This is a genomic window from Saccharibacillus sp. WB 17, assembly GCF_008634075.2.
Lineage (GTDB): Bacteria > Bacillota > Bacilli > Paenibacillales > Paenibacillaceae > Saccharibacillus > Saccharibacillus brassicae.
In genome coordinates, this window is the sequence record NZ_VPFK02000014.1 from 1 (window position 1) to 25,583 (window position 25,583).

Sequence of the window (25,583 nt, forward strand, 5' to 3'; positions counted from 1 at the left end):
GCGGACAGCCGTGCTCCGCCGCTTGGCGGCGGACAGGCGCGCGAGCGCGCCGTCCTCCGCGGGAGCGGCTTCGCCGGAGGCGGCGCCGGTGCCGCGCCGGCCGGCCGCCGCGAACGGAGCCGCCAGCATCGCGGCGATCCGTTCCCATGGAACGGCCAGGCGGCGAATCGCGATATCCGCGATCCACAAGGCCAGCACGGCGGCCAGCAGAAGCGACGTCCAGTCCCGCATCTGCTTGTGCGGGGCGGCCGGCTGCGCATACACGGCCGCGGGATCGTCCCAGGAGAGCACGCGCCCTCCGGTCAGCTGCGCCAGCTCGGCCAGACGGGCAGAGCCTTGCGCCTCGGCGGACGAAATGCGGTATTCCGGCGAATACGGAATAACGAGTCCGGTTCCGGTCGAAGCCGGAAGCGCGGCCGTCTCGCCGCTGCCCGCCGTTTCTTCCCCGTTTGATCCCGCCGCGTTTTCCGAATCCGCCCCGCTTCCTGCGCCCGCAGGCGACAAGTTGAGCAGATAAGCGCCGGGTTCGCCGAGAGGCAGCATGCCCGTGTACCGGCCCGGAGCGGTCTGCACGAGCGTCACCGGATCGGTCGCTGCGCTTCCATCCCCGCCGATCGAAGCGACCAGCTCGTCGGGAAGTACGACGTCGCCCTGCGATTCGGCCGTCACGCTGAGCTGCGTGCCGCCTTCGGCCATCGCCGTCTCGATCCGGTAAGGCGACGCCGCAAACTGCGGAAACGTCCATTTGACCGTCTGCGTAAGCACGTTCGCAAAGCCGTCCCAGCCGATCCAGGGCCCCGACCATTCGCCGGTCAGATCGCTCGTCCAGGCTACGCTTCGGCCGGAGCCGTACTGCCAGCGGACGAGCAGCGGATCGGGTTCGGGACTGACCAGCGCCGTCTGCGCGGACGGCTTGGCGCTCGTCGCCACGTAGCCGTTGATCGTCGGCAGCCCTTCCGCGAACAGCGGAGCCCAATCGCCCGCGTCCGCGACCCGGGGCGTAAAAGGCTTGTCGACGACGTACGTCCGGGCGAGCAGCACCGCTTCGCGGCTGAAGATCGCCGGCAGCGTCGTCTCGTCCTGCACGTCGTAGAATCGGCCTTTGCCCAGATCCGCGACGCGCTGAAGCAGTCCGCGATCCGCGTCCGAGCCGACCGCGACGCTCGATACGGTCACTTGTTCCTCGCCGAGGCCGGCCAGTAGTTCTTCGTAGCTGCCTCCGCCCGCGGACTGTCCGTCCGTGAGCAGAATAATATGTTTGCGCTGCGCGTCGATCCCTTTGATCGTCTCCGTCGCGGAAGCCATCGCCGGGAAAATGTTCGTCCCGCCGCCGCTCGGAATCGACTGGATCAGCTGAAGCACTTCTTCTTTGTCCGTCAGCTTGCGCGGTTCGACGACCCACCACGGCGAATCGTCGAACGCGACGACGCCGACCGTGTCTTTGGCCCGCATCAGTTCGACGGTGCGCATGGCCGCTTCTTTGGCCAGCTCGATCTTGCTTCCGCTCATGCTGCCCGAACGGTCGATGACGAGAATCAGGCCAAGCTCCGGCACTTCGCGCTTGCCTTCGAGTTCCATCGAGACGGGCAGCGCCCGCTCGATCGGCGTATCGAAGTAGCCGCCCAGGCCGAAGCTTTGATCGCCGCCGCTCATCATGAAGCCAATCCCGTAACTGCGGACCGCCGTTTCGATTGCGTCCATTTTGGACTGTCCGAGCGCGTCGCCCGATACATTGTTGAACAAAATGCTGTCGTACTGCGCGTAATCGGCAATCTCCGACGGCAGCAGCGACGCCGGGATAACGGTCGTATCGATCAGCCCCGCGTTCAGCGCTTTTTCGATATTGGACGATGTGTCCGGTTTGCCTTCGACGACGAGCACCGACGGACTGCCCGCGACCCGGGTAAAAGCGAACGCCGCATTGTTCGCGGACTGTTCGTCGCCCGGCAAGCCCAGTTCGGCCCGATAGCGATGCAGGCCCGGCTTTTTGGCCAGGCCCTGCAGCAGCACGGCGTTGTCGCCGCGTTCCACCCGCACAGTCTGCGCGCCGATCTCCACGTTGTCTTCGTACAGCCGGATCTCGCCTGTTCCCGAGAACGTGCTGCGCAGCCGCGCTTCGACCGTAAACGCTTCGCCGAGATACAGCTTGCCCGGCAGGGACAGCGAATCGATCGCGGCGTCGCGCTCGGTCTCGGTCCGCTTGTCCAGCACGTCGACGGCGATGCCGCGGTTTTTGAGCAGGCGTCCGCTTTCGAGCATGCTGCCGATATTTTCGTCGCCGTCGCTGATCAGCACGATGCGCGGATCGCCGGCCCCAAGCATGCCGGACGCCAGCTGCAGCGCGCGCTGCACATTCGTGTAGTCCGCGTCGATCGCGGCTTCCAGCCCGCCGAGCGGCGCATCGGCGCTCATCGTCCGCTCGGCCGACGCGTCGCGACCGAACGAGAGCATCGCATACGCATCGTCGGCTGCTTTGGCCGCAAGCGAACCATCGATCCAGTCCCGGTCGGCGTCGCCGGCGGACGCGCTCGACGAACGGTCGACCGCGTACACGACTTCATGCTGGCGCTGCACCGTATAGAGCTGCACGCCGGCCAGCAGCAGCACGAGCAGCAGCAGCGCAATCGTCCGCAGCGAAGCGGCCAGCCGGTGCCGGAACATCGGGATACGCGCCGGACCGCGCCAGGCAAATACGGCAAAAGCCGCCAGCGGAATCAGCAGTAGAAGCAGCCACGGATGGTCAAATTGAACGCCCACGTCGGTACACCCCCCATTCCGTCAGCATGATTGCGGCGATCAGCGCGGCCAGCCAGGCCGTAAGCGGCAGCCGGCCGCGCGTGTCTCCGCTCGCCGCCGGTCCGGACCCGGACCCGGCTTCGCCGGTATCCGCCGTCCGGCCGAATACCGGAACGTCCGCGGCCGGCGCCGCCGACTCCGAAGCGTCCGGCCGCACGTCGAGCAGATACGTCGGCGAATCGTCCGATCCGCTGCCGGTTTGCTCGAACGCGTACAAGCCGGGCACGTTCGGCGCGATATCCGTTTGCGCTTCGATCGTTGGCGTCCCCCCGCTTCCGAACGCGGGGCCTTGCAGCGGACGCCATACGGCCTGCTCGGCGTCCGCCGCGATCGGCATGTCCACCGCCGCTCCGGATACGACGCGGCCCAAGCCGCCTCCGCGTCCGCCCGACAGCCAGGAGACCGCGTTGCTGACGAGCACCGGGAATTCGCTGTTCAGCGGCAGATCGCCTTTTTGCAGATCGAAGCCGAACCAGAGCGTCCTGCGGCCGTTTGTCGTGCCCGCCGCCGCGGCCGGCTGTTCGCCGATCGTGAAGATCGTCGTCAGCCCGGCCGGCTTGCCGGTCGCAAGCGCCCCGAAATAAGGCTCGCCCAGCGTCAAATACCGGGTGACCGGGTGGTTGGACACTTCCGCGCGCCGGCTGCCCGGCTGCTGTGCATTTTCCGGTCCGCCGATCGTCCAGAGCGCCGCTTCGGACAGCATTTCCCCCCANTCCGTCCCGACAGATCGAGCCGGGTCACTTCCGCGCCGGACAGCCGCAGCGCTTTTTCCAGAAACAGATTGCCGCCGGACAGCAGCAGCACGTTCACCGAACCGCCCGTTTCCGCAAAAGCGAACGCGTCGTCGTCGGCCGCGTAATCGTCGGGCGCATTCGCGAGGCTGAGCCGGTAGGCGTCCGCCGCTTCCGTCGCGTCGAACGTCACCGTCTGCCGTTTGCCGGGCTCAAGCTTCAGTTCCCGGCTGCCAAGCGGACGGCCGTCGCCGGACCATTCCGCCCGAAGGTCGAGCGGCACCGTGCCGGTGTTCGCGATCACGCCGACGAACCGGCCGCTCGCGTCTGTACCAAACTGCTCGACCGACGCGTTGCGGTATTCGGTACTGCCGATTCGCCGTACTTCGATCGGAACATCGACCGGCAGGTCGTCCGCGCGCTCGTTCCACTGGGCGTCGGTATAGACGACGATCCGGGCGTCTTCCTGCCCTTCGGCGACCGCCGACGCAAGCGAGATCGCTTCCCGGTAAGCCGTTCGGCCGTAGTCCGCCGACAGCGAACGTACCGCTTTTTCCCAGGCGCCCCGATCAGACGTCCCCGATTCGATCACCTGCGGGCTGCCTCCCATGCGGATCAGCGTCAGGCCGCCGCCGGAAGAGTTCGTATCCGCCAAAATGCCGCGCTTCATCTCGTCCAGCCGGGTTCCGGCATCCGGATCGTCCGGGCCGCCGTTTCCGCCTTCGCCGGCGGCGAAGCGCGCGCTCATGCTGGCCGAGACGTCAGCCACGACGACCGTGTATCCGCCGCCGCCCGCTTCCGCCCACACAAACGGACGCATCAGCGCAAACGCCAGCAGGGCGGCCGCCAACAGCTGAAGCCACATTAACAGGCGGCTGCGCAGTTTTTGCCAGGGACGGTTCGCCTCGGTATTTTCCAGCGCCCGTCTCCATAACAAATGGCTCGCGACCGGCGTATCGATAAACTTCCGCTTGAACAAATACAGAATGACAATGACCGGAATACCCAGCGCAAACCAGAGCCCCGCCCATGAACCGATTCCCATGCTCCGCACCTCCTCTCGTTCTCCGGCGAGCCGGCTTCAGCGTACCCATCCCTGCTCCCGCAGCGTTCCGAGCACAATCTCGCGCACCGGCACGTCGGTAGGCGCAAGCACGTACGCAATGCCCCGCCGCGCGCAAAACTCGGCCAGTCGTCCGCGGTAAGCGGCGAATTCCCGTTCATACGCTTCCAGCAGCCGGCCGGTCAGCGCGGCTTCTTTTGCCGTTCCGAGCTCGGCGTCGATCAACTTGAGATCCCCGCTCAGACGGGGTTCGATCTCGCCGCGCGTCACCACCTGCACCAGTACCACTTCCTGACGGGCGGCCTGCAGGCGGGCCAGCGCTTCTTCCAATTCTTCTTCGCCGCGCTCGGTCCAGCAGTCCGAGAACACCCACGCCATACCGGGCAGCCTGGGCAGCCGGGAGCGTTCGCCGAACGCCTCGGCCAGATCGCCCCGCCCTTCCGGCTCCGAAGCGGCCAGAAAATTCAGCATCCGGTGCACGGCAGGACGCCCCCGCAGCAGCGGCAGCCCTTCGCCGACCCGGGCTCCGACCCGGTAGACGCCGAGGCGATCATAGCCCGCAAGCGCCATATAACCGATGCTCGCCGCAAGCCGCGAAGCATGCAGCAGTTTGGTTGGTGGAGGTTCGTCGGCCAAACGCGAAGCGTGCCGCGAAGGGGTCGATGCCGGTTCGTCGGCCAGCCGCGAAGCGTGCGGCGATGGGGTCGGTGCGCCTTCGTCGGCGAACGCCATCGACTGCGAGCAGTCGAGATACAGAGTCACCTGAAGTTCCTGCTCGTCGAGATACTGCCGGACCACCTTGCGGCCCGTGCGGCCGTATACGCTCCAGTCGAAGCGCCGCACGTCGTCGCCCGGCGAATATTCGCGGTAATCCGCGAATTCCAGCGAAGCGCCGAGCTCTCTTGACCTGCGCCGACCCTGCCTCGTGCCGCGCACCCGCCTTGCGGTGGACAGCGTCAACCGGTCCAGCCTCGCCGTCCATTCCGCGCCGAGCAGCTGTTCGGGCTTCATCTCGACGGCTCCAGCCGGGCCAGAATATCGTCGACCAGCGTATCCGGCGACACCCCTTCGGCCTGGCCTTCGAAATTGAGCAGCAGGCGATGGCGCATGGCCGGCTTCGCGGCGGCCACAAGGTCTCCGGTCGAGACGTGCATGCGCCCTTTGACGATCGCCCGGACTTTGGACACGGCGATCATCGCCTGCAGGCCGCGCGGCCCGGAACCGAACCGGACATACCGTTTGACCGATTCGGGCGAATCCCCCTGATCGGGATGCGTCATCATGAGCAGGCGCACCGCATAATCGAGCACGTCTTCGGACACCAGTACTTCTCTCGCTCCGCGCTGAATCTCCATCAGCGCCGCGGCATCCGCTCTCTTCACCGCCTGACGCTGGGACGAAGCGGTCGTGCGCCGGATGATCTCTTTCAATTCGTCAGGCGACGGATAATCGACGTCCAGCTTGAGCAGGAAGCGGTCGAGCTGCGCTTCGGGCAGCGGGTATGTGCCTTCGTTTTCCAGCGGATTTTGCGTCGCGAGGACGAAGAACGGTTCCGGCAGGCGGTGGGTCGTTCCGCCGATCGTCACCGTCTTCTCCTGCATCGCTTCAAGCAGCGCGCTCTGCGTCTTGGGCGTGGCGCGGTTGATCTCGTCGGCCAGCACGATGCTGCCGAACAGCGGTCCCGCGCGGAACTCGCTCGAGACGCCGCCGGCATTGCCGAAATGGATCATATCGGTGCCGGTAATATCGCTCGGCATCAGGTCGGGCGTGAACTGGATGCGCGAGAACGGCAGATCCAGCGCGTCCGCCGCCGAGCGGACCAGCATCGTTTTGCCCAGCCCGGGAATGCCTTCGAGCAGGGCATGCCCGCCCGCGAATACGCACCACAGCATTTGTTCCACGGTCTCGCTTTGTCCGACGATGACCTGCGCGATCTCTTCGCGCACGTCTTCCATCGTTTGTCTCCAGGCTTCGATCCGATCGGTCTCCTGCAGCATGAACCTTCCCCCTTTGGCGGCCTGTCGGCACGCCGTTTCGTCTAGCCTTGCCGCCGCTTGCCTTCCCGCAAGATCGCTTCGGCTTTATTCGATGCGAACGGACGGTCAGGACTGCGGACGGATTTCGGTAAAATAACTTTCGACGAGTCCCTGCACGCTTTGCGGCAGCTGACTGCGGCCGAGCGATTCTTTGGCCCGCTCGGAATATTGACCGTACACTTCTTCGTAAGGCCGGCTGACGCCGTCGATCGTCGGCGAGACGCCGCCGGTCTGCTTGTCGCCGCCGCTTGACGGTCCGCCGTCGGACTGGACGTTTCCTTCGCCCTGCAAATTGCGGGGCGTCGTGACCAACTCCCGGCCGCCGCTGCCTTGCCCGGCGCCGCTGCCTCCCTGGCCCGAACCGGAGCCGCCGGAACCGGAACCCGAGCCTGCGCCCGAACCGCTGCCGGCGCCTTGGCCCGAACCTTGACCCGAGCCCTGGCCGGAACCCTGCCCGGCTCCCTGGCCCGAAGCGCCGCCCGGCGAACCGGAACCTTGCCCGCTGCCGGGATCGCCCGTGCCTTCGCCGCTTTCGCCGCTCTCGCCCGGCGAACCTTCCCCTTCTCCGCTCTCGCCGGAGCCCGGGCTGCCGGCTTCGCCCGCGTCGGCCAGCGCTTCGGCCGCTCCGCCACTGCCCCATGCTTCGGACAACGACAGTCCCGAAGCGGCCAGTTCCCCGGCCATCTGCATGCCGCTGCGCGCCAGCTGGGCCGCCGCTGCGGCGGCCAGATCGCTTTGTTCGCCGAGTCCGCCGGACTCGCTCGCCGCCGCGGCCAGCTTCTCGGCGAGCTCGCGCAGCTGCTCGTCGGACAAATCGCCCGAAGCCGCCAACTGCTCGGCGGCTTTGCTGAGCGCTTCCTGCAGCGCGCCCGTTTCCTTGCCGGCTTGGGGCGCCTGCTCCGCGAGGCTTTGCATCGCTTCGGCCAACGCTTCTTTTTGCTGCGCGGACAGCTTGTTCATCGCGTCCTTCAGCGCTTCCGCCCGCTCCGAAGCGTCGCCGGCCTGCGGCTTGGCGGCTTCCTGCAGCGCCTGCTGGGCCGCAAGCTTGCGGCTCCAGTCTTCAAGTTCACGCTGCTCGCCGGCCGCCGCTTCCGCCCGGCTGCCCAATTCCTTCATCGTGCGTTCCATTTGTTCCAGCGCTTCTTCGGCGCGGCCCGAGTCGCCGAGACGCTCGGCCAGGTTCGCCGCCGCTTCAGCGAGCGGCGCCCGCGCCTGCGGCTCGATCGGCGCCTGGGCGAGTTCTTTCGCCAGCGCTTCGGCTTTGCCGCGCTGCGATTCGATCAGCGCCTGCTCCTGCTCCCGCTGCCGCAGCTGCGTATCCATCGGATTCGGAAGCAGCAGCAGAAGGAGACAGAGGGCCAGCAGCGCGGCCGAAACAACGCCCGGCCGGCCGAACTTGCGCGGAAAAGGCAGCCGCTTGCCGCGCTCGGCCGCAAATTCCAGCGCATAAGCCCGCGCCTGCGCGCGCTGCCAGTTCGCCGCGGCCGAATCCCGCCCGGCGAACTCAAGCGCCGTCTTCATCAGGTCGCGGCGTTCTTCCGCCGGATCGGCACGGTCCATCGCGCGCGCCGCTTCGGCCGTGCCGACGGGCCGCCGATAAGCGGTGGCCGCTCCAAGCAGCGCCCCGGCCGGCAGCAGCGCCAGTGCCCAGAGCGGCGCGTGCGCCACCGGCACAAAGCGTGCCGCGGCCAGCAGCAGGGCGGCGGCCGCGAATCCCGCGGCCAACCCCCGCAGCGCAAACGCGTAGACGCGAACAGCCTGAAGCCGCAGCCTCACGCTCCGAACGGCGGACAAAATAGGTTCCATGCCGATCCCTCCTTAATGTTCATATATGCCGGCGCAGAGCCGGATATTTACGATTTGCCCGGTCGGCCCGGATTCGGCTGCATCTCGGCCACTTTCGCGCTCTCGCCCGGTTCTCTGCCGAGCGGCGTAGTATCGACCGAACGCTTTCTTCGGCTCACCGGACGGATGCGCCGAATAGCGATCCACAGCGCGCCTGCGATAACGAACGCGTATACGAGCAGGAACTGGAGCCAGAGCGAGATCGGAGCTTGACTTTGCAAGTTCGCGCCATTGACGAGAAATGCTTGTTTGGAGAGGCCCGGCTCGAAAATGCTGATCAATGCGCCGACCGGATTAAGCCCCAAAATGAAGCCGATCCACGAATATTGCGGCTGCACCGTGCCGCCGTAATACGTCTGCTGCACGATGGCGAGCATCAGCAGGTACGCGACTCCCGTCACGACAAAAATGAACAGCGTCATGCCGTACGTCATGATGACGGCCATGATGGTCCGCTTGAACAGCGTGGAACACAGAATGCCGAGCGAACCGAGCAGCAGCATCGTGAACAGGTAGAACAGGAAGACGAGCGTCAGCTGCGAAGGCGAGATGCCGCCGTACAGGAACACGATGCTGTAGATTGGCAGCGTCGCCAGCACGATCAGCACCATGAAGGCCAGCGAAGACGCCAGCTTGCTCAGCACGATCGCAGACGAACTCTGCTGCGTCGTCAGCAGGATGTTCAGCGTCTGCTTCTCGCGCTCGCCGCTGATGACGCCCGCCGTCAGGGCCGGCGTCATGAATGCAACCAGCACCAGCTGCGCGATGCTGAGCACGTAGAACAGCATCCGGCTCGTCGACGGATCGAAGCGCATGCCCGCCTGCGAACCTTGAAAGCCCATCGTCACGTAGATGAATCCGATCGCGAGCCCGCCCAGGATCAGCACATAGGCCAGCAGCGCCACGAAAGACCGCGGCGTCCGCATCCGCAGGCGAAACTCCTTGTCCAGCACCGGATTGATCCACAGGCTTCCGCCCCGGTCCGTTTTGTTTTTCGGGCTCATGTCGCCGCGCCTCCTTTCGTGATTTCGAGGAATACGTCTTCCAGATTGGTCTGCGCTTCGTTAAAAGAGACCACTTCGTATTCCCAGTCCAGGATGCGGCGCAGCAGCTGCATCTGCTCGGCATCCTGCCCGCTGAAATGGACCTGAATGCCGTTCGCTTCGCTCAGCACCCGGCTGACGTGGGACTCATCCCGCAGCCGCTCCGCCAGTTCGTCCTGCCGGCCAAGCGTACGGATATGCAGCACCCGGTTGACCTGCATCCGGCTCTGGATATCGGACACTTTGCCCTGCGCCACCATCCGCCCGTGCTCGATAACGCCGATCTGATCGACCATCTCCGCAAGCTCCGGCAAAATATGCGAGGAGATGATGATCGTTTTGCCCATGCGCTTGAGTTCCTTGAGAATTTCCCGCATTTCGATCCGCGCCCGCGGGTCGAGTCCGGAAGCCGGCTCGTCCAGAATCAGCACTTCGGGATCGTGCACGAGGCTGCGCGCGAGGCAGAGCCGCTGCTTCATGCCGCGAGATAAACCGTCCACGTAAGCGTCTTTTTTGTCGGACAGGTTGACGAGTTCCAGCAGCTGCGGAATCAGTTTCTCCCGTTCGGTACGCCCAATGCCGTAGCTCGCTCCGTAAAAATGCAAATATTCGTCCGTCTTGAACCGGTCGTAGACGCCGAAGAAATCGGGCATATAGCCGATGCGCCGCCGCACTTCCTTGGGATGCCGCGTCACGTCGTACCCGCTTACTTTGGCGATACCGGAATCCGGCAGCAGCAGCGTGGCGAGAATCGACATCGTCGTCGATTTGCCTGCCCCGTTGGGGCCGACGAAGCCGAACACCGTGCCCGCGTCGATCGTCATGCTGATGTTGTCCAGCGCCTGAAAATTGCCGTAACGCTTGCTCAGTTCCTTGATCTCGATCATGGCTGCACCGCTCCTGTCAGTTTGATCTCCGGCAGCGCCATCGTCGTCCACTCGTTGACCCGAATCCGAATCTGGATCTGGTTGTCGCCGCTCACGTAATCGCCGGCGTTTTTGAACGAAGCCGAGACCGCTCCGGCCTTCCATTCGATCGCCTGCCACCGGTTCTCGGCTTCGTTGCGCAGTTCGACCGAGAACGTCTGCGGACGGCCGTCCGGCAGCCGGATATCGAGCGCTTTGTAAGCGGCGCCCGGCAGATCCGGCAGCGTGTAGCCGAGCGTCATCGAACCCGGTGAAGCGCTGACGCGGCCCATGCCGTCGTCGGACACCTGCGTCGTGTTCGTGTGGACGACCGAGCCGCCCACGTAGCCGTACGGCAGATTGAAGGCACCGTTTTGCACGACGTTGATCGACACCGGCTGCGTATACATGCTCAGCCGGTCGTTGGTGACTTTTTTGCTGCCCACGTCAAGTTTGTTTTCCGAATCTTCCGAGAATGCGACCAGGAAAGCTTCTTCCATTCCGCCCCGGTTCACCGCGCTGTTGACCGGAATGTTCTGGGCCAGGGAACGCTGGCGGACGAACTCGTCGCTGCCGCTCGCCGGATACGCGAACAGATAGCTGCCCAGGTCGTAATAACCGGAAGACAGCTTGGTCGCCTGGCCGAGCGAAGCTTCCGCGCCGGGCTCAAGCGTGCCGATCTTGTACAGCTGGCCTCCGGCGACGAGCCCCATATCGTCCATGCGCCGGGGCGTCTCGTTAACTACGCTGCCGCTGATCGCTCCTTTGTCGTCGATCGCAAGCTTCGCGTTCAATTTGCCGGTCTCCGCGCTGGCCGGTTCCTCGACCGTGAACTTGGCGACGGACCAGTACGACATGTCGCCCAGCCGAAGCTGCGAACCGTCCGGTTCCTCGCGCACGAAATTGCCCAGTTTGCCGCTTACCTCGCCGGTATTGCCGCCCATCCAGTTGTCGCCTCCGCCCATCAGGCCGAGCTGCGTGCCTGCCGGGAAATTGACCGTGTAATCGCCTTTGCTCGGCACGAACAGCGCGGTCGCGCTGCGCCGCACGCCTTCGCCTTCCCCGTCAAGCGTGACGAAGCTCAGCGTGTGGGCGATTTCGTTCGTTTTGTCGGAAGAACCCGCCAAATAGATCGCGACGCTTGAGACGACGGCCACGAGCGGAATGAATACCCATGCCCACTCGCGCTTGTCGAATTTGCGCAGCACCAGATACAGCAGCGGCGCGACGACGACGAGGTAAATCAACAGCATCCAGACAAGTCCGCTCAGCTTCGGCATGCTCAGCGAAGGGAAATAATCCAGCGTGCCTGAGAGGTTGTAATAGTCCGAGCCGAATGCAGGGACGGCAGCGCTTACGCCGGATGACGTCTGCGTATTCAGGTCTGCCCGCAGCAGCTTGCCCCACAGCGGCGAACTGCCCGCCCACGAAGACAGCGGCGCAAGCGCCAGGTCGTAACCCGCGTACCAGACTTCTCCGGCCTGCACCGGCATCGACGCGATCAAAGGCCGTTCTTCTTCGCCGTAGCGCACCTGCGCGTCCGGCTTCGCCGCAGCGTTCGCGACCGTAAGCATGGTGCCGCTTGCGAGCGGCTTGCCGTCTCCGCCGGGCACAAGCGGCGCCGCGGACAAGGAAGACGTCCCGCCCGACGCTTCGACCGGCGAGAGATCTTCAAATCCGGCCGACGTTTTGGCATAGCCCGCGCCTCCGCCGAACACCAGCGATCCGCCGCGCTCTACCCAGCTGCGAATAGCGTCCGACTGCTCCGCGCTCAGCGTATCCGCGGCGAAATCGTTCAGCACGAGCACGTCGAGTCCGTCGAGCAGTATCGGATTGTCGCCGATATCGTCCGCTTCGAGCGGCACGAGGCTGATCGCCTGTCCGCCGGCCTGCTGCAGACTGAGAAAATTCATCGTGTCGGGATCAGACGCCAGCACGCCGACGATGCCGCCGTACTGGCTCGAACCCGACAGATACGCGCGGCCTTCCCGGAACGGCAGCGATTCTCCGGTCTCGACCGAGCCCGGATAGAATCGCAGCAGACTCGTATTGCGCGAATACGAACCGCCGGGGATCGCAAACACCACTTCTTTGGCCGTGCCTGCCGGCAGCTCGACGCGGCGCACATATGTACTTTCTCCCATTCCGTTCTGCGGCGTGACCTGAACGACCAGATCGCCGGTCAGATCCTCGGCGCTGGTCAGCGTCACCCGCAGCGGATTCCAGCGTCCGTCGTTGATCTTGCCTCCGTAACCGAACTCCGTCGCGACCTGAAGCCCGCCGCTCGCGGTGGCCGCTCCCGCCGGCCAGGCCGGCAACAGCGCGGCAATCAGCAGCAGCGGCAGCAGCAGAGTCAGGCCGCGCAGCACCGTACTTTTTTTCCGTTCCAACATAACAGGCTCCTTTCGTTTGGCGAATCGAATCCCTCAAATAACTAAAATTTACATCCCTGAAAATGACACCGGCCTGTTGAGCATTCAACAGGCCGGTCATGCGCCGTAACGGCTGCATCCTATAACGACGCCGCGCCCGAACGTTTCTCTACTAAGACGGTTCGGAGCGGGTCTTTGTTACGAAAAGAATCAAACTTCCGGTCTCTCCGGCGGCTTGGCGATCAGTTGAACACCACGGTCTTGTTGTGATGCACCAGAATGCGGTCTTCCGCATGCCATTTGACGGCGCGCGCCAGCACGACCCGTTCGATCGTGCGGCCGATCCGTTTCAGTTCCGGCACGTCGTCGCGGTGGCTGACCCGCTGCACGTCCTGCTCGATGATCGGACCTCCGTCCAGTTCTTCCGTCACGTAATGCGCGGTCGCGCCGATGATCTTCACGCCGCGGTCGTACGCCTGAGCATACGGCTTGCCGCCGACGAAGGCCGGCAGGAAGGAATGGTGGATATTGATAATACGGTTGCGGTAATTTTCGATAAAATAAGGCGAGACGATCTGCATGTAGCGCGCCAGCACGATCAGGTCGATCTCGTCGCCGACGGCGAGCAGCTGCTGGCGTTCCGCTTCCGGCTTGTTATCTTTGGTGACCGGAATATGGCGGTATTCGATACCGAACGATTCGACGTACTCCCGCATATCCGGATGATTGCTGACGACGACCGCGATTTCCGCGTCCAGGTCGCCCGCCTGCCACTGCCAGAGCAGTTCGACCAGACAGTGGTCTTCTTTCGAGACGAACAGCGCCAACTTTTTCTTTTTCGCCGCCCGGTAGATTTTCCAATCCATCTCGAACCGATTGGCAATTTCCATGAAATCGGCTTCCAGCTTCGGCAGCTTGCCGCTCAGTCCTTCGAGATCGAATTCGATCCGCATGAAGAACATTCCGCCTTCGGGGTCCATCGTATACTGGTCGGACTGGACGATATTCGCTCCGTGGTCGAACAGGAAACGCGAGACCGCCGAGACGATGCCCGGGCCGTCCGGACAAGAAATAAGCATGCGCGCCCGGTCCTGCGGCTGCTGTTGGCCTGCGGAACCCGCAGTTTTGACATGTTGCTCCATGATTCCGTAATCCTCCTTGGGTCCGGCCGCGACTGTTCGCGCGCCGGCCTTCTCGACATGGTGAAGGCAGCGGGAAGAAGCGGTTGCGTCTCGAATATGGACGCCGCGCCGCGTGCTTCCCCTGCTTTTTTGCCAGAAAAATTAGAACCGCGCCAGTGCTTCCCTGCCTGCCAGCACGGCGATCAGACGTTTGTTGAGGTCTTCTTCGGAGACGTTCGGCAGCACCGACTCCTGCACCGCGAGATCGTACAGCCGCTCAAGCGGTTCGCGCGGATCGGCCTTTTTGGCTTTGGCGTCGTTTTTGAGCACCGCCCACGTATCGAGCGTGAACGCGCGCGGATCAAGACCCTGCGCCGCGAAAAAGGCATGCAGCTTCTCGACGTCTTCGCCGAAGCCCGTGCCGAAGCGCTCGCTTACGGTGCCGCGCAGAAGCGCGATTTCGACTTCGTACATCGGACGCTGCGTTTTGACGTCTTTGCCGATCCACGGCGTCTCCAGAATGAACGGCAGATGGCTCAGCGACGGATGGTTGACGACCCCGTTGAGCGCTTCGAATCCGATCCAGCCCGCGCCGATCGGCGTATGACGGTCTTTGCCCGCGCTGACCGGATTTTTGCTGTCGTTGATATGCATAACGCCAAGGCGGTCCAGTCCCACGATGTCGTCGAACTGCTTCAGCACTCCGTCAAAATCGTTCGCGACGTCGTACCCGGCATCGTGAATATGGCAGGTGTCCATGCAGACGCTGAGACGTCCGTTGTTCGGCACTTTGTCGATGATGCGCGCGATCTCTTCGAACTTGCGGCCGACTTCCGTTCCTTTGCCCGCCATCGTCTCCAGCGCAATATTCACGTCGGTCTCTTCCACGCCGCTCAGCACTTCGGTCAATCCCGCCGCGATACGCTCGATACCGTATTCCAGGTCCTTGTCCGTGAACGCGCCCGGATGCAGCACGATCTGCTTCGTGCCGATCGCGTGGGTCCGGCGGATTTCTTCCTGCAAAAAGCTGACACCCAGCTCGTACGTATGGTCTTTGTACGAAGCGAGGTTAACGATGTACGGCGCGTGCACGACAATTTCCGGCACCCCGTTTTGCTCCATCAGCTTGAGTCCTTCTTCAATGTTCATCGTGTCCATCGGTTTGCGCCGCGTGTTCTGCGGAGCACCCGTATATATCATGAACGAGGTCGATCCGTAGCCGTTCGCTTCGTTCGCCGCGCTCACCAGTCCCTTGTCCGAAAAAGACACGTGGGAGCCGATCTTAAGCATGGTTCATCCTCCTCTTTGTCTGCGGCTGCCGGATCTTGTCGCCCGCAACGGCCCATCCCGTCGTTCGCGTATCCGGCCTGCCGTCCAAACCTTGTCTTATTTTAACGTGAAGCGGGCAAGAAATCCACGCATAAGCACGGATAAGTCAGAACTGTCATCGGATGCGGGAGATGGCCGGCGCCTTCCGATTTGTCATACAGCCCCCGACGCCGTTTAATAGAAGGAGAAGAACAGTAATAGTAAGGGTAGGATCATTCGCGGACGAATCGGCAGGTTCCGCACGAGGAGGTACGGCATGAAGATTGCTATCAGCGGAGGAACGGGATTTATCGGCAAAAAACTGACGGAAAGACTCACGCGGTCGGGACATGAAGTGGTCGTGATCTCGCGCAAGGCGGCAGACGGGGCTTCCGGCCCCGCCGTCCTGACCTGGGATCGACTCGAGCGCGATCCGCAGGCGTTGGCCGGCTTCGACGGCATCGTCAATCTGGCGGGTTCTTCGCTCAGCCAGCGCTGGACGGACGAAGCCAAAGCGGAGATGGAACGCTCCCGCCTGGAATCGACGCGCAAACTGATCGAAAGCATGCGCAGCCTGACCACGCCGCCGTCCGTCTTCGTTCAGGCGTCCGCGATCGGCATCTACGGCACGTCCGAAACGGACGAGTTCACGGAAAGCTCGCCGCCCGGCGGGCAGGACTTTCCTTCGCAGCTGTCGGTGAAGTGGGAAGCCGCCGCCGATCCGATCGAAGCGATGCCGCAGACGAGGCTCGTCAAAATGCGTATCGGCCTGGTGCTCGGCCGCGAAGCGGGCGTGTATCCGGTGCTCAAGCTACCGTACAAGCTGATGGGCGGCGGCAAGCTCGGCAGCGGACGGCAGTGGATGTCGTGGATTCATATCGACGATCTGACGGGACTGTTCGAATTCGCCCTGACGCAGCCCGGCGTATCCGGCCCGATCAACGCGTCCGCGCCGAACGCCGTGCGGCAGGACGAACTCGGCCGCGTGATCGGCGGCGTCATCGGCCGTCCGCACTGGTTCCCGGTCCCGGCCCCGCTCATGCGCGCCGTGCTCGGCGAAATGTCGCTTATGGTGACCGGCGGCCAGCACGTCCTTCCGCGGGCCGCGGAAGAGAACGGGTTCAAGTTCGGGCATCCCTACGTGGAAGAAGCGATTCGGGATTTGGAGCGGAAGTAGGCACAGCTGGAATCAGCAGGTAAAAAAGAGTCCGGATCAGGGATCAACCTGAACGGACTCTTTCCTGTTCTATAGAAGATGCAGTTTTTTGCTTTTGAGTTCGTACTTGCGCCGGCAGATCCGGGCTACCGAGTCGTCGTGGGTGACCAGAATCATCGTCATCCCTTGTCGGTTCAAGTCTTGCAAACTAGTCAGGATCGACGTTTCCGTTTCTTCGTCCAGCGATCCCGTCGGCTCATCCGCCAGCAGCAAAGGCGGATTTTTGATGATCGCCCGCGCGATTGCGACCCGCTGCCGTTCTCCGCCGGACAGCTCTTTGATTCGCCTTTTGAGCAGCGCGCCGATCTCCAATTGGGCCGCGACTGCCTCGACGCGCTTTTTGATATCCGGTTTGGTCGTTTTCAAATAATGCAGCGGCAGTGCGATATTGTCGAACACGCCGCGGTCATGCAGCAGATTGAAGTTTTGCGTAACAAAAGAAAGATGGTTCCGCCTGTAATCGGCCAGCCTGGATGCGTTCCGGTCAGAAATCTTGTCCTGCCGAAAATAGACCTCGCCCGCTTCGATTCCCGTAAGTCCGGCAATGACGTTCAGCAGGGTCGATTTTCCGCAGCCGCTTTTTCCTTTGATCGCTACGGAATCTCCTTCGTCTACGCTCAAACTCAAATTTTCCAAAATAGTGCTTGTCGTCCGCCCGTTTTTGAATAGTTTGGAAATCCCCGACACTTCAAGCAGCATGTGAACGTCTCCTTACTCCTCGGTTTTGATATACTCCGACATCGGCCGGGACAAAAACTTGCCGATCGGCAGCGCGCAGGCGAAGATCCCCATCAAGGCAGCTACCCCGAACAGCACGAATTGCATGGGCAGATCCCCGATCTTCAAATAATATTCCATGATTATGAAGTTCACGCAGCAGGTGACGCCGAAAATAGACAGGATCGGCAGCGCTTGCAGCTTCACGAGCTGAAATCTTGTAGCTCCGTTCAGGTAGTGCACGGCCAGCATAGGGAAGCGCCTTTTTTGCTGCATGAACAAAAACAGGTTGATCACGACGACGTTCAATATGACAAAAGCGGCAAAAAGGCTTTTCACGAGAGCCTCGTTTTCCTGAATGACGACCATCAGGCCCCGGTAATTTTGGAAATGCGGATTCAGCCCGATAAACGAATATCGTCCAAAGCCGGTACTCGACGCGAGGGCGTCGATCCGCTGCAGCATCTCTTTTTTCAACTGCGGATCGTCTTCAAGCACCACATACCCGTTGACTCGGGCAAAATAATTGATCGTCTGAAATTTGGCTTCCCCTTCATTCTCGGGAGGTCCGTACGCCACGTACGGAATCACGATGGAATCATCCAGATAAAACTCCGGCCGATCCGCATAATAGACCCGGGTGTTTTCAGCCAAAATGCCGATCACTTCTACCTTTTGAATTGTGCCGTAATAGTTGATACTCGTCTGCTGTCCCACTTCGTACAGCTCCCTGTAGTCATACCCCAGCATAACCGGCAGAACTTCGGGGCTTAGTTCGGACTGGGACTGGCTCCATATTCGGCCCGCATACGTTTTGAGATCGAAATAACGCAGCGCTTGTTCGTTAAGCTGCAAAGATTTGACCCATGTATACGGTCTGCCCGCTAGGTTCTCCTGCCGCTTCCCGTTTCCGTTCTCGTATCCCTTGACAAAATTTAACGGAAGCCCGTTGTCTTCCAGCATGACTTCGTGATTGAACATCGTGAGATATTGAAACTCCCGGGCCGTGTCGAGTTCGCCGTAGTAATTTTTCAAGATGTCCAAAGAACCCGGCCGAGCATTGAATGCCGCATAGCTCTGCCCTTCCCTATAGTCATCCATTAGTTGGTACATCGCTTTGCCTGCATAATCCGCCTGCATGCCTTCATGCTCGTAACGCAGCTGCTGAACAAAAGCCAGAAAGGTACCGAAAATCAAAAAAAACAAAAATAGTTGGATGTAGAACAGGACCGTCAACGCTTTATGTTTTTTATAAAAATAAGCCAGTTCGGCGAGTACCATGTCATCCCTCTCTTCGGTTGGCGTGCAGGCGGTCGAGGTACCCAAAAATCATTTGCAGCAAACCGTTCAACACCGTTGAAGCGATCGCTACTGCGATGAATGCGCCAGCCGCAATCTCCACATGGATATACCGAACGACCAAGCCGATCGACGCAGCGGCGATAATCGAACACAAACTATTTTTGACCAACAGCTGCCCGAACAACTGCCGATCTTTAACTCCCAAAATCCGCAGCACGGACAAGACCGGCCAATGTCGTTCGTACCAATACCGCTGAAAGCTCACATGCGAAATCACAATCAGACCGACAAAGCCCGCTATGAGTATGGAAAAAAAGCCGGACGTGCGATTCGTGCGGGAAAGGCCTTGTTCGAGTGCGGGAATCCGCTTCACGGCAGGATTCGCAGCAACAAAAGCCGAGGTCAAGCGGTCCATGTTTTTCTTCTCGCGGCTGTCCAGAATGATCTTCTGACCCGGGCGTGTAACGGTAGAAATACGGGGATGATGCAAAATGACCGATTGGTCTACAGGCGTCACGAACGAGGCTCCCATCACCCCGATAACCTCGTAAGAGGTTCCGGTATAATCCAGGTAACGTATGCCCTCCTTCAAATAGGTGGAGTCCAGTATCGACCTGCCGACGACGGCTTGAGGGACCGGCGCTTCTTCGTCGATAAATTTGCCCGATCGCATCGGCGGCAGCCAACCTTCCGGATTGGCGAGCAGAAATTTATGGATGCGATCGCTGCGCAAAAACAACCGGTAACCGGATTCGGACAAACGGACCAGATCGTCATTCGGAGCAGAATTAGCAAAAGCCGCATAATGATTCGTATACATCTCGTTGGTCAAAAACCGATACTGCTGCTGCCGTTCAACATAAGACATCAAAAAGCAGCTCAACAGATACAAGCAGCCCAGCATGAATATCAGCAGCCCGTCTGTTCTTCTTAAGCGAAGCACTTGGTTTCCTCCCCTGTAGTTGGAGTCAGATAACGATAAAGCTGCTCTACTCGTCACGAAGTAGAGCAGCTTTTTGGTGATCGCTAGACTTGGAATTTAACTCCCCCAGAATGTTCGCGCTTCGATATTTTCCCAAGCACCAGGGTAGTACCATCTGTCCTCGATGCCGGAGTGTGCCTCCGTATAACCGGTTCCCCAGTTTCTCCCACTGTCTGTTCTTACCGTTCCTCTGTTATCTCGAATTTGAGCTGTCGTATAATGGGATTTGTCTTTCCAAATCGTTTCCCCATAAGCCGCATAACCTGTCGATCCATCAGAATCATGTCTGACTCTGCGTTCGCCCCTATGGGATTTAGGCGAGCTGGTGACTGCCGCGATTTGAAAGAAGCCGTCATCGGATGAATTGGAGAAATAACCTTCGGACTCACTCCACCCTCCCGATGGCGGCGTGTCCAAAGAGGCAGCCGAGCCTGATGCAACAATCGCCAAAGACAACCCCAAAGCACTTACAGCAATAGACAATTTAGTTCTTTTGTTCATTTCATCCCTCCAAATTCAATTTGTGTAGCAACAAGACTTTATTATATTATTAAATAATAATCAATACCTTATTTAACCAAAATAAAAATATATTTAAACCTGTGAGTAAGTTTGGTTATTGGTTTTCCAGAAAAAGCATGTATTTTACTTCAAGATTAATTTAAGTTGAATTTAAAGAAAAAAGCCTCAGATTGATCAGAGAATATTTTGCGACAAGCACAAAAAAAGTCCGCATCAGGAATCAACCTAAACGGACTCTTTTCCAAGGAACGTCACTTCAAAATCAACGCTCTCTGTTAAGGAAGAGTCACGTAAATGTGCATCTTCCCCGCTTTCAGTTCCGGCACCCATTCCGAATATTGAATACCCAGAAAATCCAACTTTTTATTCCACTCTTCTCTTTCTATGTCCTTGTAAATCTCTCCGTCAATATTCACATTTCCATACCGATGAAGAATGTAAGTCAGCACGTAGAGATCGATCATCGTCTGTCCGTTCTGCATTTTAATCCAGGTTCTGGGAGCTACCACTTCTCCGGCTTTCGGTATTACAGGGTTGGCGGAAAAGTTGAGAAGCAGCTTTTTACCGTTATTCGCTACGGTAGCGATTTTGCTTTTGCCATCCCATTTGATCGTGCTGGAGGTGTAGCCGAACACTTCTCTCAGAGGAACAAACTTGCTTTTGTATTCGGTCCCTTCGATCGCGATATCCTTGGGTGCCTTCCCGCCTCCTACGTGCAGCACGACGGTTTTTTCACCCATTGAAATGACTTGATCGGCCCGGGTTCTTAACGAAAGGTCGGCAGCAAAAGCGCTTGAACTCATTGTTGCAAGGCCGATGACAAGAGCTAAAACACATACAAACTTTTTCATGTTGAGTCTCCTTTCCGAATTGTTTATTTTATTATATATTATGGTTAATTTTATATTATCATAAAAATATGTTCTGCCTTATATTCTCGATCACTATGGGGAGGTCTATGAAGATCCGGAACGGGAGCAATAGCAGGCGAAGTTGGATTTCCTCGGGATTCAATACATTAAGTTTTTACCGAAAGTAAAAGACAGTCGCATGCATATTTATATGACTCTTTGTTAATGTATAAAAAAGAGCAGGGCCTTCTTTTGTTACAGAAGACCTTGCTGTTTTTATTGTCCAATAAACCTAAAAACGCACAGCGTGATTTTTCGAACTGACTATTCATGTTTTCAAAAGGTTCAAGTTGCTTCATTTTTCCAAAGTCAGAATTTCCAACTCCGACAATCCCGTCGTCTGAACGATCGTGCCAAATCGAGATCCAATTGCAGCATGTTTCTAGCGACTATCCTGATACCTGCCTGCGTAACTCCATCAAGCATGGAAATTCGTCATGCAGAACCTTCTGGCTTTCTTCGTACACACGCCGCGCTTCGACGTCCTGAATCAAAACTCGTAGAGTGTTCATCGCCGGCCCCAACTCCGGTTCGTTCATTTTTAGCACCTCCCAGTATTCAGTACTGCTGTTTTGCAAAAAGAACAGCCAGCTTGCCAAACTGCCCTGTGTCGGAACAGAAGACCCCAGCTTGGTCAATTCAAGAAAATGCACTTCGATATTGTATTAGTAGGCATCAGAAATTCAGTATCTATGATTGGCCATGTTACGTTTGGATAAAGATATCGAAAAATCAACTATTTATCAAATAAATCTTATTTGTCTGTATCTGTATACGACTGATTTTTGACATTATCAAGATTTATACACGTCCGGGAAATCCTGCTGGAGACGTTTTAACTTCTACCGGTAAGGAAAGCTGCTCTTTTAATTTGAATACTGTAGGATCAATCTCAAATAAACTAACAGCAATTTGATTTTGACCATGAACATGAGCAATTAAACGATCATGTTTAGTGAAAGGGGCTTGAGCAGTTGAGCCTCCGAATTCTCCGGTATTGGCAAGTATTACTGGCTGATACATATGATAATGAAGCGCACCTACCATATTATTAAATGTATTAATATCTTTATTTAAAGCAGCCACTACAAATACATCCGATATATCTCTTAAATCTGCGACCAGCGATAAGTCAGTAGCATCGTAACATATAGCCCCTGCAACCCGTATCGTACTTCTACCAGGTTTCTTAAATTCTACAAGAACCTGATAGGGCCTATGTCCTTCAATACCCATCGCTAGTTCCTCTTTTGTCATATGCCATTTCCCTTGTCTAACTTCCACAAATTCTCGACCAGTACTTTTTTGTGATCTTAGTATCCATATGGCTTGGTTGATAGGAACTTTTTTTGTATCGTGTTTTATAAAAGTCATCCCTGCAAATATACTAGCTTTTGTCGAATCAGATAATCGTCTCAATAACCATAAGTCATCAGGGTGTACAGATAGTTCTGGAAAAATTATTAAATCTACTACATCTAAGTTCCTTCTTTTTTGAGCCTTACACCAAGCTTTTAGCTTTAACCTTACAAGATTACAAATCGATGCCAGATGAGATCGATGTTGTGCCCTTAAAGATGGTGTCCAATGTAGAGGATCTTTAGTAATGAAATCTTTAGTTTTTGGAAACAGAGTTTGCACTATTGCTACTCTAAACATCTGATCTTCTGCTTCTTGATGACTTACCGTAGGCATTACATATACAGGAGTTTTAGTGATTTTTCCGAATATACTTCTTTGATGAGTCATGCGTTCATAAACTATTTTTAAAAGATCATTAGCATTTTTAACATCTTCAAATTTCTTTAATAATTTTCCATGGGAGTTTACTCCGGGCCATTGTAACATGCAAAACAACAACTCACTTAGCCAAGGAGAAATAGGAGTTTGATTTCTGCTTAATCCACTTGATGAATTTGCTAAACCGAATCTTCTAGTAAACCATGTAGACCTTAATCCATTATAGCGACCTACATCATTTCTCGAAAGAAAAGAGGAAGCCGTAAAATCAAGTTCACCAGTTAAGCATGCCCTTAAAATGCTACCCAAAGCATAAAGCCAAGATTTATTTTCTGGCACCCATTCAGGCACTAAGTACAAATTATTATCGACTGTTTTATGAGAATGTTCCATAATTCTAATTTTTAAAAAATCTTCATCATGGCTCAAGTTTTGAATTTCTCTCCAATCGAAACAATATATATCTAAAAATTTAATTGACAATCCTTTGTGTAGAATACTTTCAATCTCTGGATGCTTCAAAATGATATATAAAAACATCAATAATGCATTTTCTTGCACAAAAGGGTTTTGTGTGTTTTGCACTACTCTTATCAACGATATCCATTCTTTATTAAATAGTTTAAAATTGTTTTCTGCAGAAAAATCAACTTTTTTACTAATATAATTGAGCCATTCTGTTCCCTTAGCTGCTCTAACTTTACGAATTTCAGGCAATAAATCTGGACGATTCAAAACAAGTAAATCTATCAACTCAATTTGTTCTTGTATTGTTACTGTATTCATTAATTGTGAGAACCAATTTGCGTATTTTTTTTCATTGGGATGGAGTTGCTGTACTACTAGAGAAATCGGAAAATATTTTTTCGCAAAATTATCTTTTATAGGTTTGTAAGATAACATGTTGTGTAAAAAGTTATAACTTTCTAAATTTTTCGTATCTCCTATACTCACAACTTCATTAAGCGACGCCAAAAAAAGTAGAGCTTGTTGCTTCACATACCAAGGGAATTTATCTTCTTCTTGAATCACTCTTTTAGCGCATAGTGCTATTTCTTGTCTAAAATAATCTCTATTTGCATTAGTTGGATAATCGATATCTGGCCGAAAACCAATGTCAACTGCTGCCGCTCTAAATAAGTCAGCAATAATGTACTGAATAACTCTAATTTCTCTTTGAAATTTCTTTGTAAAATCAATTGATACTTTTTCTCCTGTAAATATCCAAAATTCAAGGGCTTCTAAGATAGGATCCAGAATAGAAGGGTCTGGATACAAATCTAGAGCAGCTTTAAGAAGAAGTGTTAGAGAAGGATTCTCTGCCCAACATGCAATAAGTTTTCGTGCTGTAGTTTCAAATTCATGATCTAAAAGTTCTCCTAAAGTTACACCTTTTGAATCTTGTCCTAAAAATTCTCCAAGGTCAGTCATTCCTCGCCGTGTACGCAAGGCACCAGCTATTCTTATAGCTGCAAACCGCTTGAGTGTATCATCTCGCACATCGACATTAGGTATAGATATTTTAGATAGCAAGAGCCAATTTGACTTTCTTTCTTTAACTCTAATTAACTCTTCTGAAATTTGAAGTAAACCATCAAGCCCTCCCATCACTTGTTGTAAAGAGTCAGCATCAGGAGTACCACTTAATACCCCTTGAAATAAGCCCATCAACGAAGATACATTATTCTCTGTAGACATTTGTCGATAAGAAACTACTTTTGTTTTTTTTTCGTTTATCATTAGTTTTATTCTGGCTTTTTTTAAATGATCACTTAATTTTTGCGCAACAAATTTAGTAACTATTTCACCTAATTCATTTTGATCTGTATCTTTTATATCATAGCCTTCTACCACTAATCTCAAATCGTCTACATAACGACAATAATCTTTTATGACTAATTTGAATTCCTTTCCACTTTCTCTGTTGGAACTCCCGTCTATTTGATAACCAATACTATCTCCTAACAAGTTATCAAATCCCAGCAAATAAGCATTTGAAAAAAAACCACTTGCTACTAATCCCTGAGGAAGACCTTGTGGTAAGGATTTACTTCCAAAAACATTTTCTGTATCATCAAATCTTTCCCATTTCCAACTCATTATACTTTTCAAGATTCTCCAAAACTCATCTTCACTCTCGTACTTAGAACTTAAATTAAACTCCTCCATATAAGACTCATGAATACTTTTTAATTCATTAATTAAAAAAGTTCGGTCAATATGATCAAAAAATCCTTTTAAATCTAGAGAAACGATAAACAAATTTTGATGAGAATTTAATTTTGGAACAATATATTGACAGATATTTTTAGGTCGAGAAAGAAAAGTTCTATAGTCTTCATAGTACTTTCTATATACTTGGGAATTCGCCCATCCGAACTTCGCTCTTTTCTTGCCATTATGAGAAGTTATCCATTCACATTGCAATCTATTCCCATAACTAAACACTCTATTTTTTTGGGCCTCTATTGCATTATTTTCTTCAGTTGAACCTTGAGCAGATTCAACTGAGTCAGCTAAGCATAGCATAGCTGACGTAGCTAAAGTTTGATCGCAAATATTCAAATGTGCTAAAGGCCTTAACTCAATTCGATCTTTTTTATTATCTTCCTTAAAAGGTTCCCAAGGAATTAAATGAGATATCTCCTCTAAAGAATATTCTTTGTTTATTTCTATTTCATTTACATCATTGAATTTCCAAAAGGCATTTTTGGGAGCTGGTACTACCTTTAAAAGAGAGGGTTTGTAGCTTTCTTTCTTACATTTTAAAGACCACTCTTTTAAAGTTCTTTCTAAATTTATTGTGGAACAGTCTAATTCCAATACATCTGCATACCAATTATGTCTTCTTATATAGTTTTGTGTTTTTTTCCATGATTGAGCTAACACAATATAGTTAGAAACAAATTCTTCTCTAGGAGCTATAAGTTCAAAATCTTCTGGTAAGTCAATATTACTCATAAAAACCACCTA

At 55.8% G+C, this 25,583-nt stretch carries 19 protein-coding genes; 1 reads left to right on the forward strand and 18 read right to left on the reverse strand.

The window, feature by feature from the left end; all coding sequences use genetic code 11:
- The 11 genes from FTE24_RS05930 to FTE24_RS05980 all read right to left on the reverse strand — a co-directional run.
- Positions 1-2,757, reverse strand: a 2,757-nt coding sequence (locus FTE24_RS05930; protein ID WP_160441673.1) for a VWA domain-containing protein, incomplete at its 3' end; no start/stop codon positions are given.
- On the reverse strand, positions 2,741-3,499 hold the full coding sequence (locus tag FTE24_RS05935; RefSeq protein WP_160441674.1) for a hypothetical protein: 759 nt from the start codon (positions 3,497-3,499) through the stop codon (positions 2,741-2,743). The genes FTE24_RS05930 and FTE24_RS05935, both read right to left, overlap by 17 nt.
- Complete coding sequence (locus tag FTE24_RS05940) at positions 3,394-4,572, reverse strand: vWA domain-containing protein (protein WP_160441675.1); 1,179 nt, start codon at positions 4,570-4,572, stop codon at positions 3,394-3,396. The genes FTE24_RS05935 and FTE24_RS05940 overlap by 106 nt, the downstream gene beginning before the upstream one ends.
- 36 nt (positions 4,573-4,608) lie before the next feature.
- Positions 4,609-5,601, reverse strand: coding sequence for a DUF58 domain-containing protein (locus FTE24_RS05945; RefSeq protein WP_150231563.1), 993 nt, complete (start codon positions 5,599-5,601; stop codon positions 4,609-4,611).
- The gene (locus tag FTE24_RS05950) at positions 5,598-6,587 is read right to left on the reverse strand and encodes an AAA family ATPase (protein WP_150231565.1); all 990 of its coding nucleotides are present in this window, start codon (positions 6,585-6,587) and stop codon (positions 5,598-5,600) included. The genes FTE24_RS05945 and FTE24_RS05950 overlap by 4 nt, the downstream gene beginning before the upstream one ends.
- A gap of 105 nt (positions 6,588-6,692) precedes the next feature.
- A complete protein-coding gene (locus FTE24_RS05955; protein ID WP_160441676.1) occupies positions 6,693-8,432 on the reverse strand; it encodes a phage tail tape measure protein in 1,740 nt (579 codons plus the stop codon).
- A gap of 47 nt (positions 8,433-8,479) precedes the next feature.
- Entirely contained in the window at positions 8,480-9,475 is a 996-nt protein-coding gene (locus FTE24_RS05960) for an ABC transporter permease (protein WP_150231568.1), read from the reverse strand.
- On the reverse strand, positions 9,472-10,401 hold the full coding sequence (locus FTE24_RS05965; protein WP_150231570.1) for an ABC transporter ATP-binding protein: 930 nt from the start codon (positions 10,399-10,401) through the stop codon (positions 9,472-9,474). The genes FTE24_RS05960 and FTE24_RS05965 overlap by 4 nt, the downstream gene beginning before the upstream one ends.
- Positions 10,398-12,812, reverse strand: coding sequence for a hypothetical protein (locus FTE24_RS05970; protein WP_150231572.1), 2,415 nt, complete (start codon positions 12,810-12,812; stop codon positions 10,398-10,400). Before FTE24_RS05970 ends, FTE24_RS05965 begins: the two co-directional genes overlap by 4 nt.
- A 221-nt stretch (positions 12,813-13,033) precedes the next feature.
- Positions 13,034-13,933 (reverse strand): formyltetrahydrofolate deformylase, encoded by a 900-nt coding sequence (purU, locus tag FTE24_RS05975; RefSeq protein WP_141448942.1) that lies wholly within the window; start codon positions 13,931-13,933, stop codon positions 13,034-13,036.
- A gap of 141 nt (positions 13,934-14,074) precedes the next feature.
- Positions 14,075-15,202, reverse strand: a complete 1,128-nt coding sequence (locus FTE24_RS05980; protein ID WP_150231574.1) for a deoxyribonuclease IV — start codon at positions 15,200-15,202, stop codon at positions 14,075-14,077.
- A gap of 295 nt (positions 15,203-15,497) precedes the next feature.
- Between FTE24_RS05980 and FTE24_RS05985 the strand changes: the two genes are divergently transcribed.
- Entirely contained in the window at positions 15,498-16,397 is a 900-nt protein-coding gene (locus FTE24_RS05985; RefSeq protein WP_150231576.1) for a TIGR01777 family oxidoreductase, read from the forward strand.
- A 69-nt stretch (positions 16,398-16,466) separates the two neighbouring features.
- Here FTE24_RS05985 and FTE24_RS05990 read toward each other — a convergent pair whose 3' ends face one another.
- The 7 genes from FTE24_RS05990 to FTE24_RS06020 all read right to left on the reverse strand — a co-directional run bounded on the left by FTE24_RS05990 (position 16,467) and on the right by FTE24_RS06020 (position 25,571).
- On the reverse strand, positions 16,467-17,135 hold the full coding sequence (locus FTE24_RS05990; protein ID WP_237401665.1) for an ABC transporter ATP-binding protein: 669 nt from the start codon (positions 17,133-17,135) through the stop codon (positions 16,467-16,469).
- 12 nt (positions 17,136-17,147) lie between these two features.
- A complete protein-coding gene (locus tag FTE24_RS05995; protein WP_150231578.1) occupies positions 17,148-18,434 on the reverse strand; it encodes a hypothetical protein in 1,287 nt (428 codons plus the stop codon).
- A 1-nt stretch (position 18,435) separates the two neighbouring features.
- Positions 18,436-19,398 (reverse strand): hypothetical protein, encoded by a 963-nt coding sequence (locus tag FTE24_RS06000; protein WP_150231580.1) that lies wholly within the window; start codon positions 19,396-19,398, stop codon positions 18,436-18,438.
- Between the two features lie 96 nt (positions 19,399-19,494).
- The gene (locus FTE24_RS06005) at positions 19,495-19,938 is read right to left on the reverse strand and encodes a hypothetical protein (protein WP_150231582.1); all 444 of its coding nucleotides are present in this window, start codon (positions 19,936-19,938) and stop codon (positions 19,495-19,497) included.
- Between the two features lie 296 nt (positions 19,939-20,234).
- On the reverse strand, positions 20,235-20,810 hold the full coding sequence (locus tag FTE24_RS06010; RefSeq protein WP_150231583.1) for a stalk domain-containing protein: 576 nt from the start codon (positions 20,808-20,810) through the stop codon (positions 20,235-20,237).
- A 449-nt stretch (positions 20,811-21,259) separates the two neighbouring features.
- The gene (locus FTE24_RS06015; protein WP_337190021.1) at positions 21,260-21,523 is read right to left on the reverse strand and encodes a PD-(D/E)XK nuclease family transposase; all 264 of its coding nucleotides are present in this window, start codon (positions 21,521-21,523) and stop codon (positions 21,260-21,262) included.
- Between the two features lie 148 nt (positions 21,524-21,671).
- A complete protein-coding gene (locus FTE24_RS06020) occupies positions 21,672-25,571 on the reverse strand; it encodes an RNA-directed DNA polymerase (protein ID WP_150231585.1) in 3,900 nt (1,299 codons plus the stop codon).
- Between the last annotated feature and the right edge of the window lie 12 nt (positions 25,572-25,583).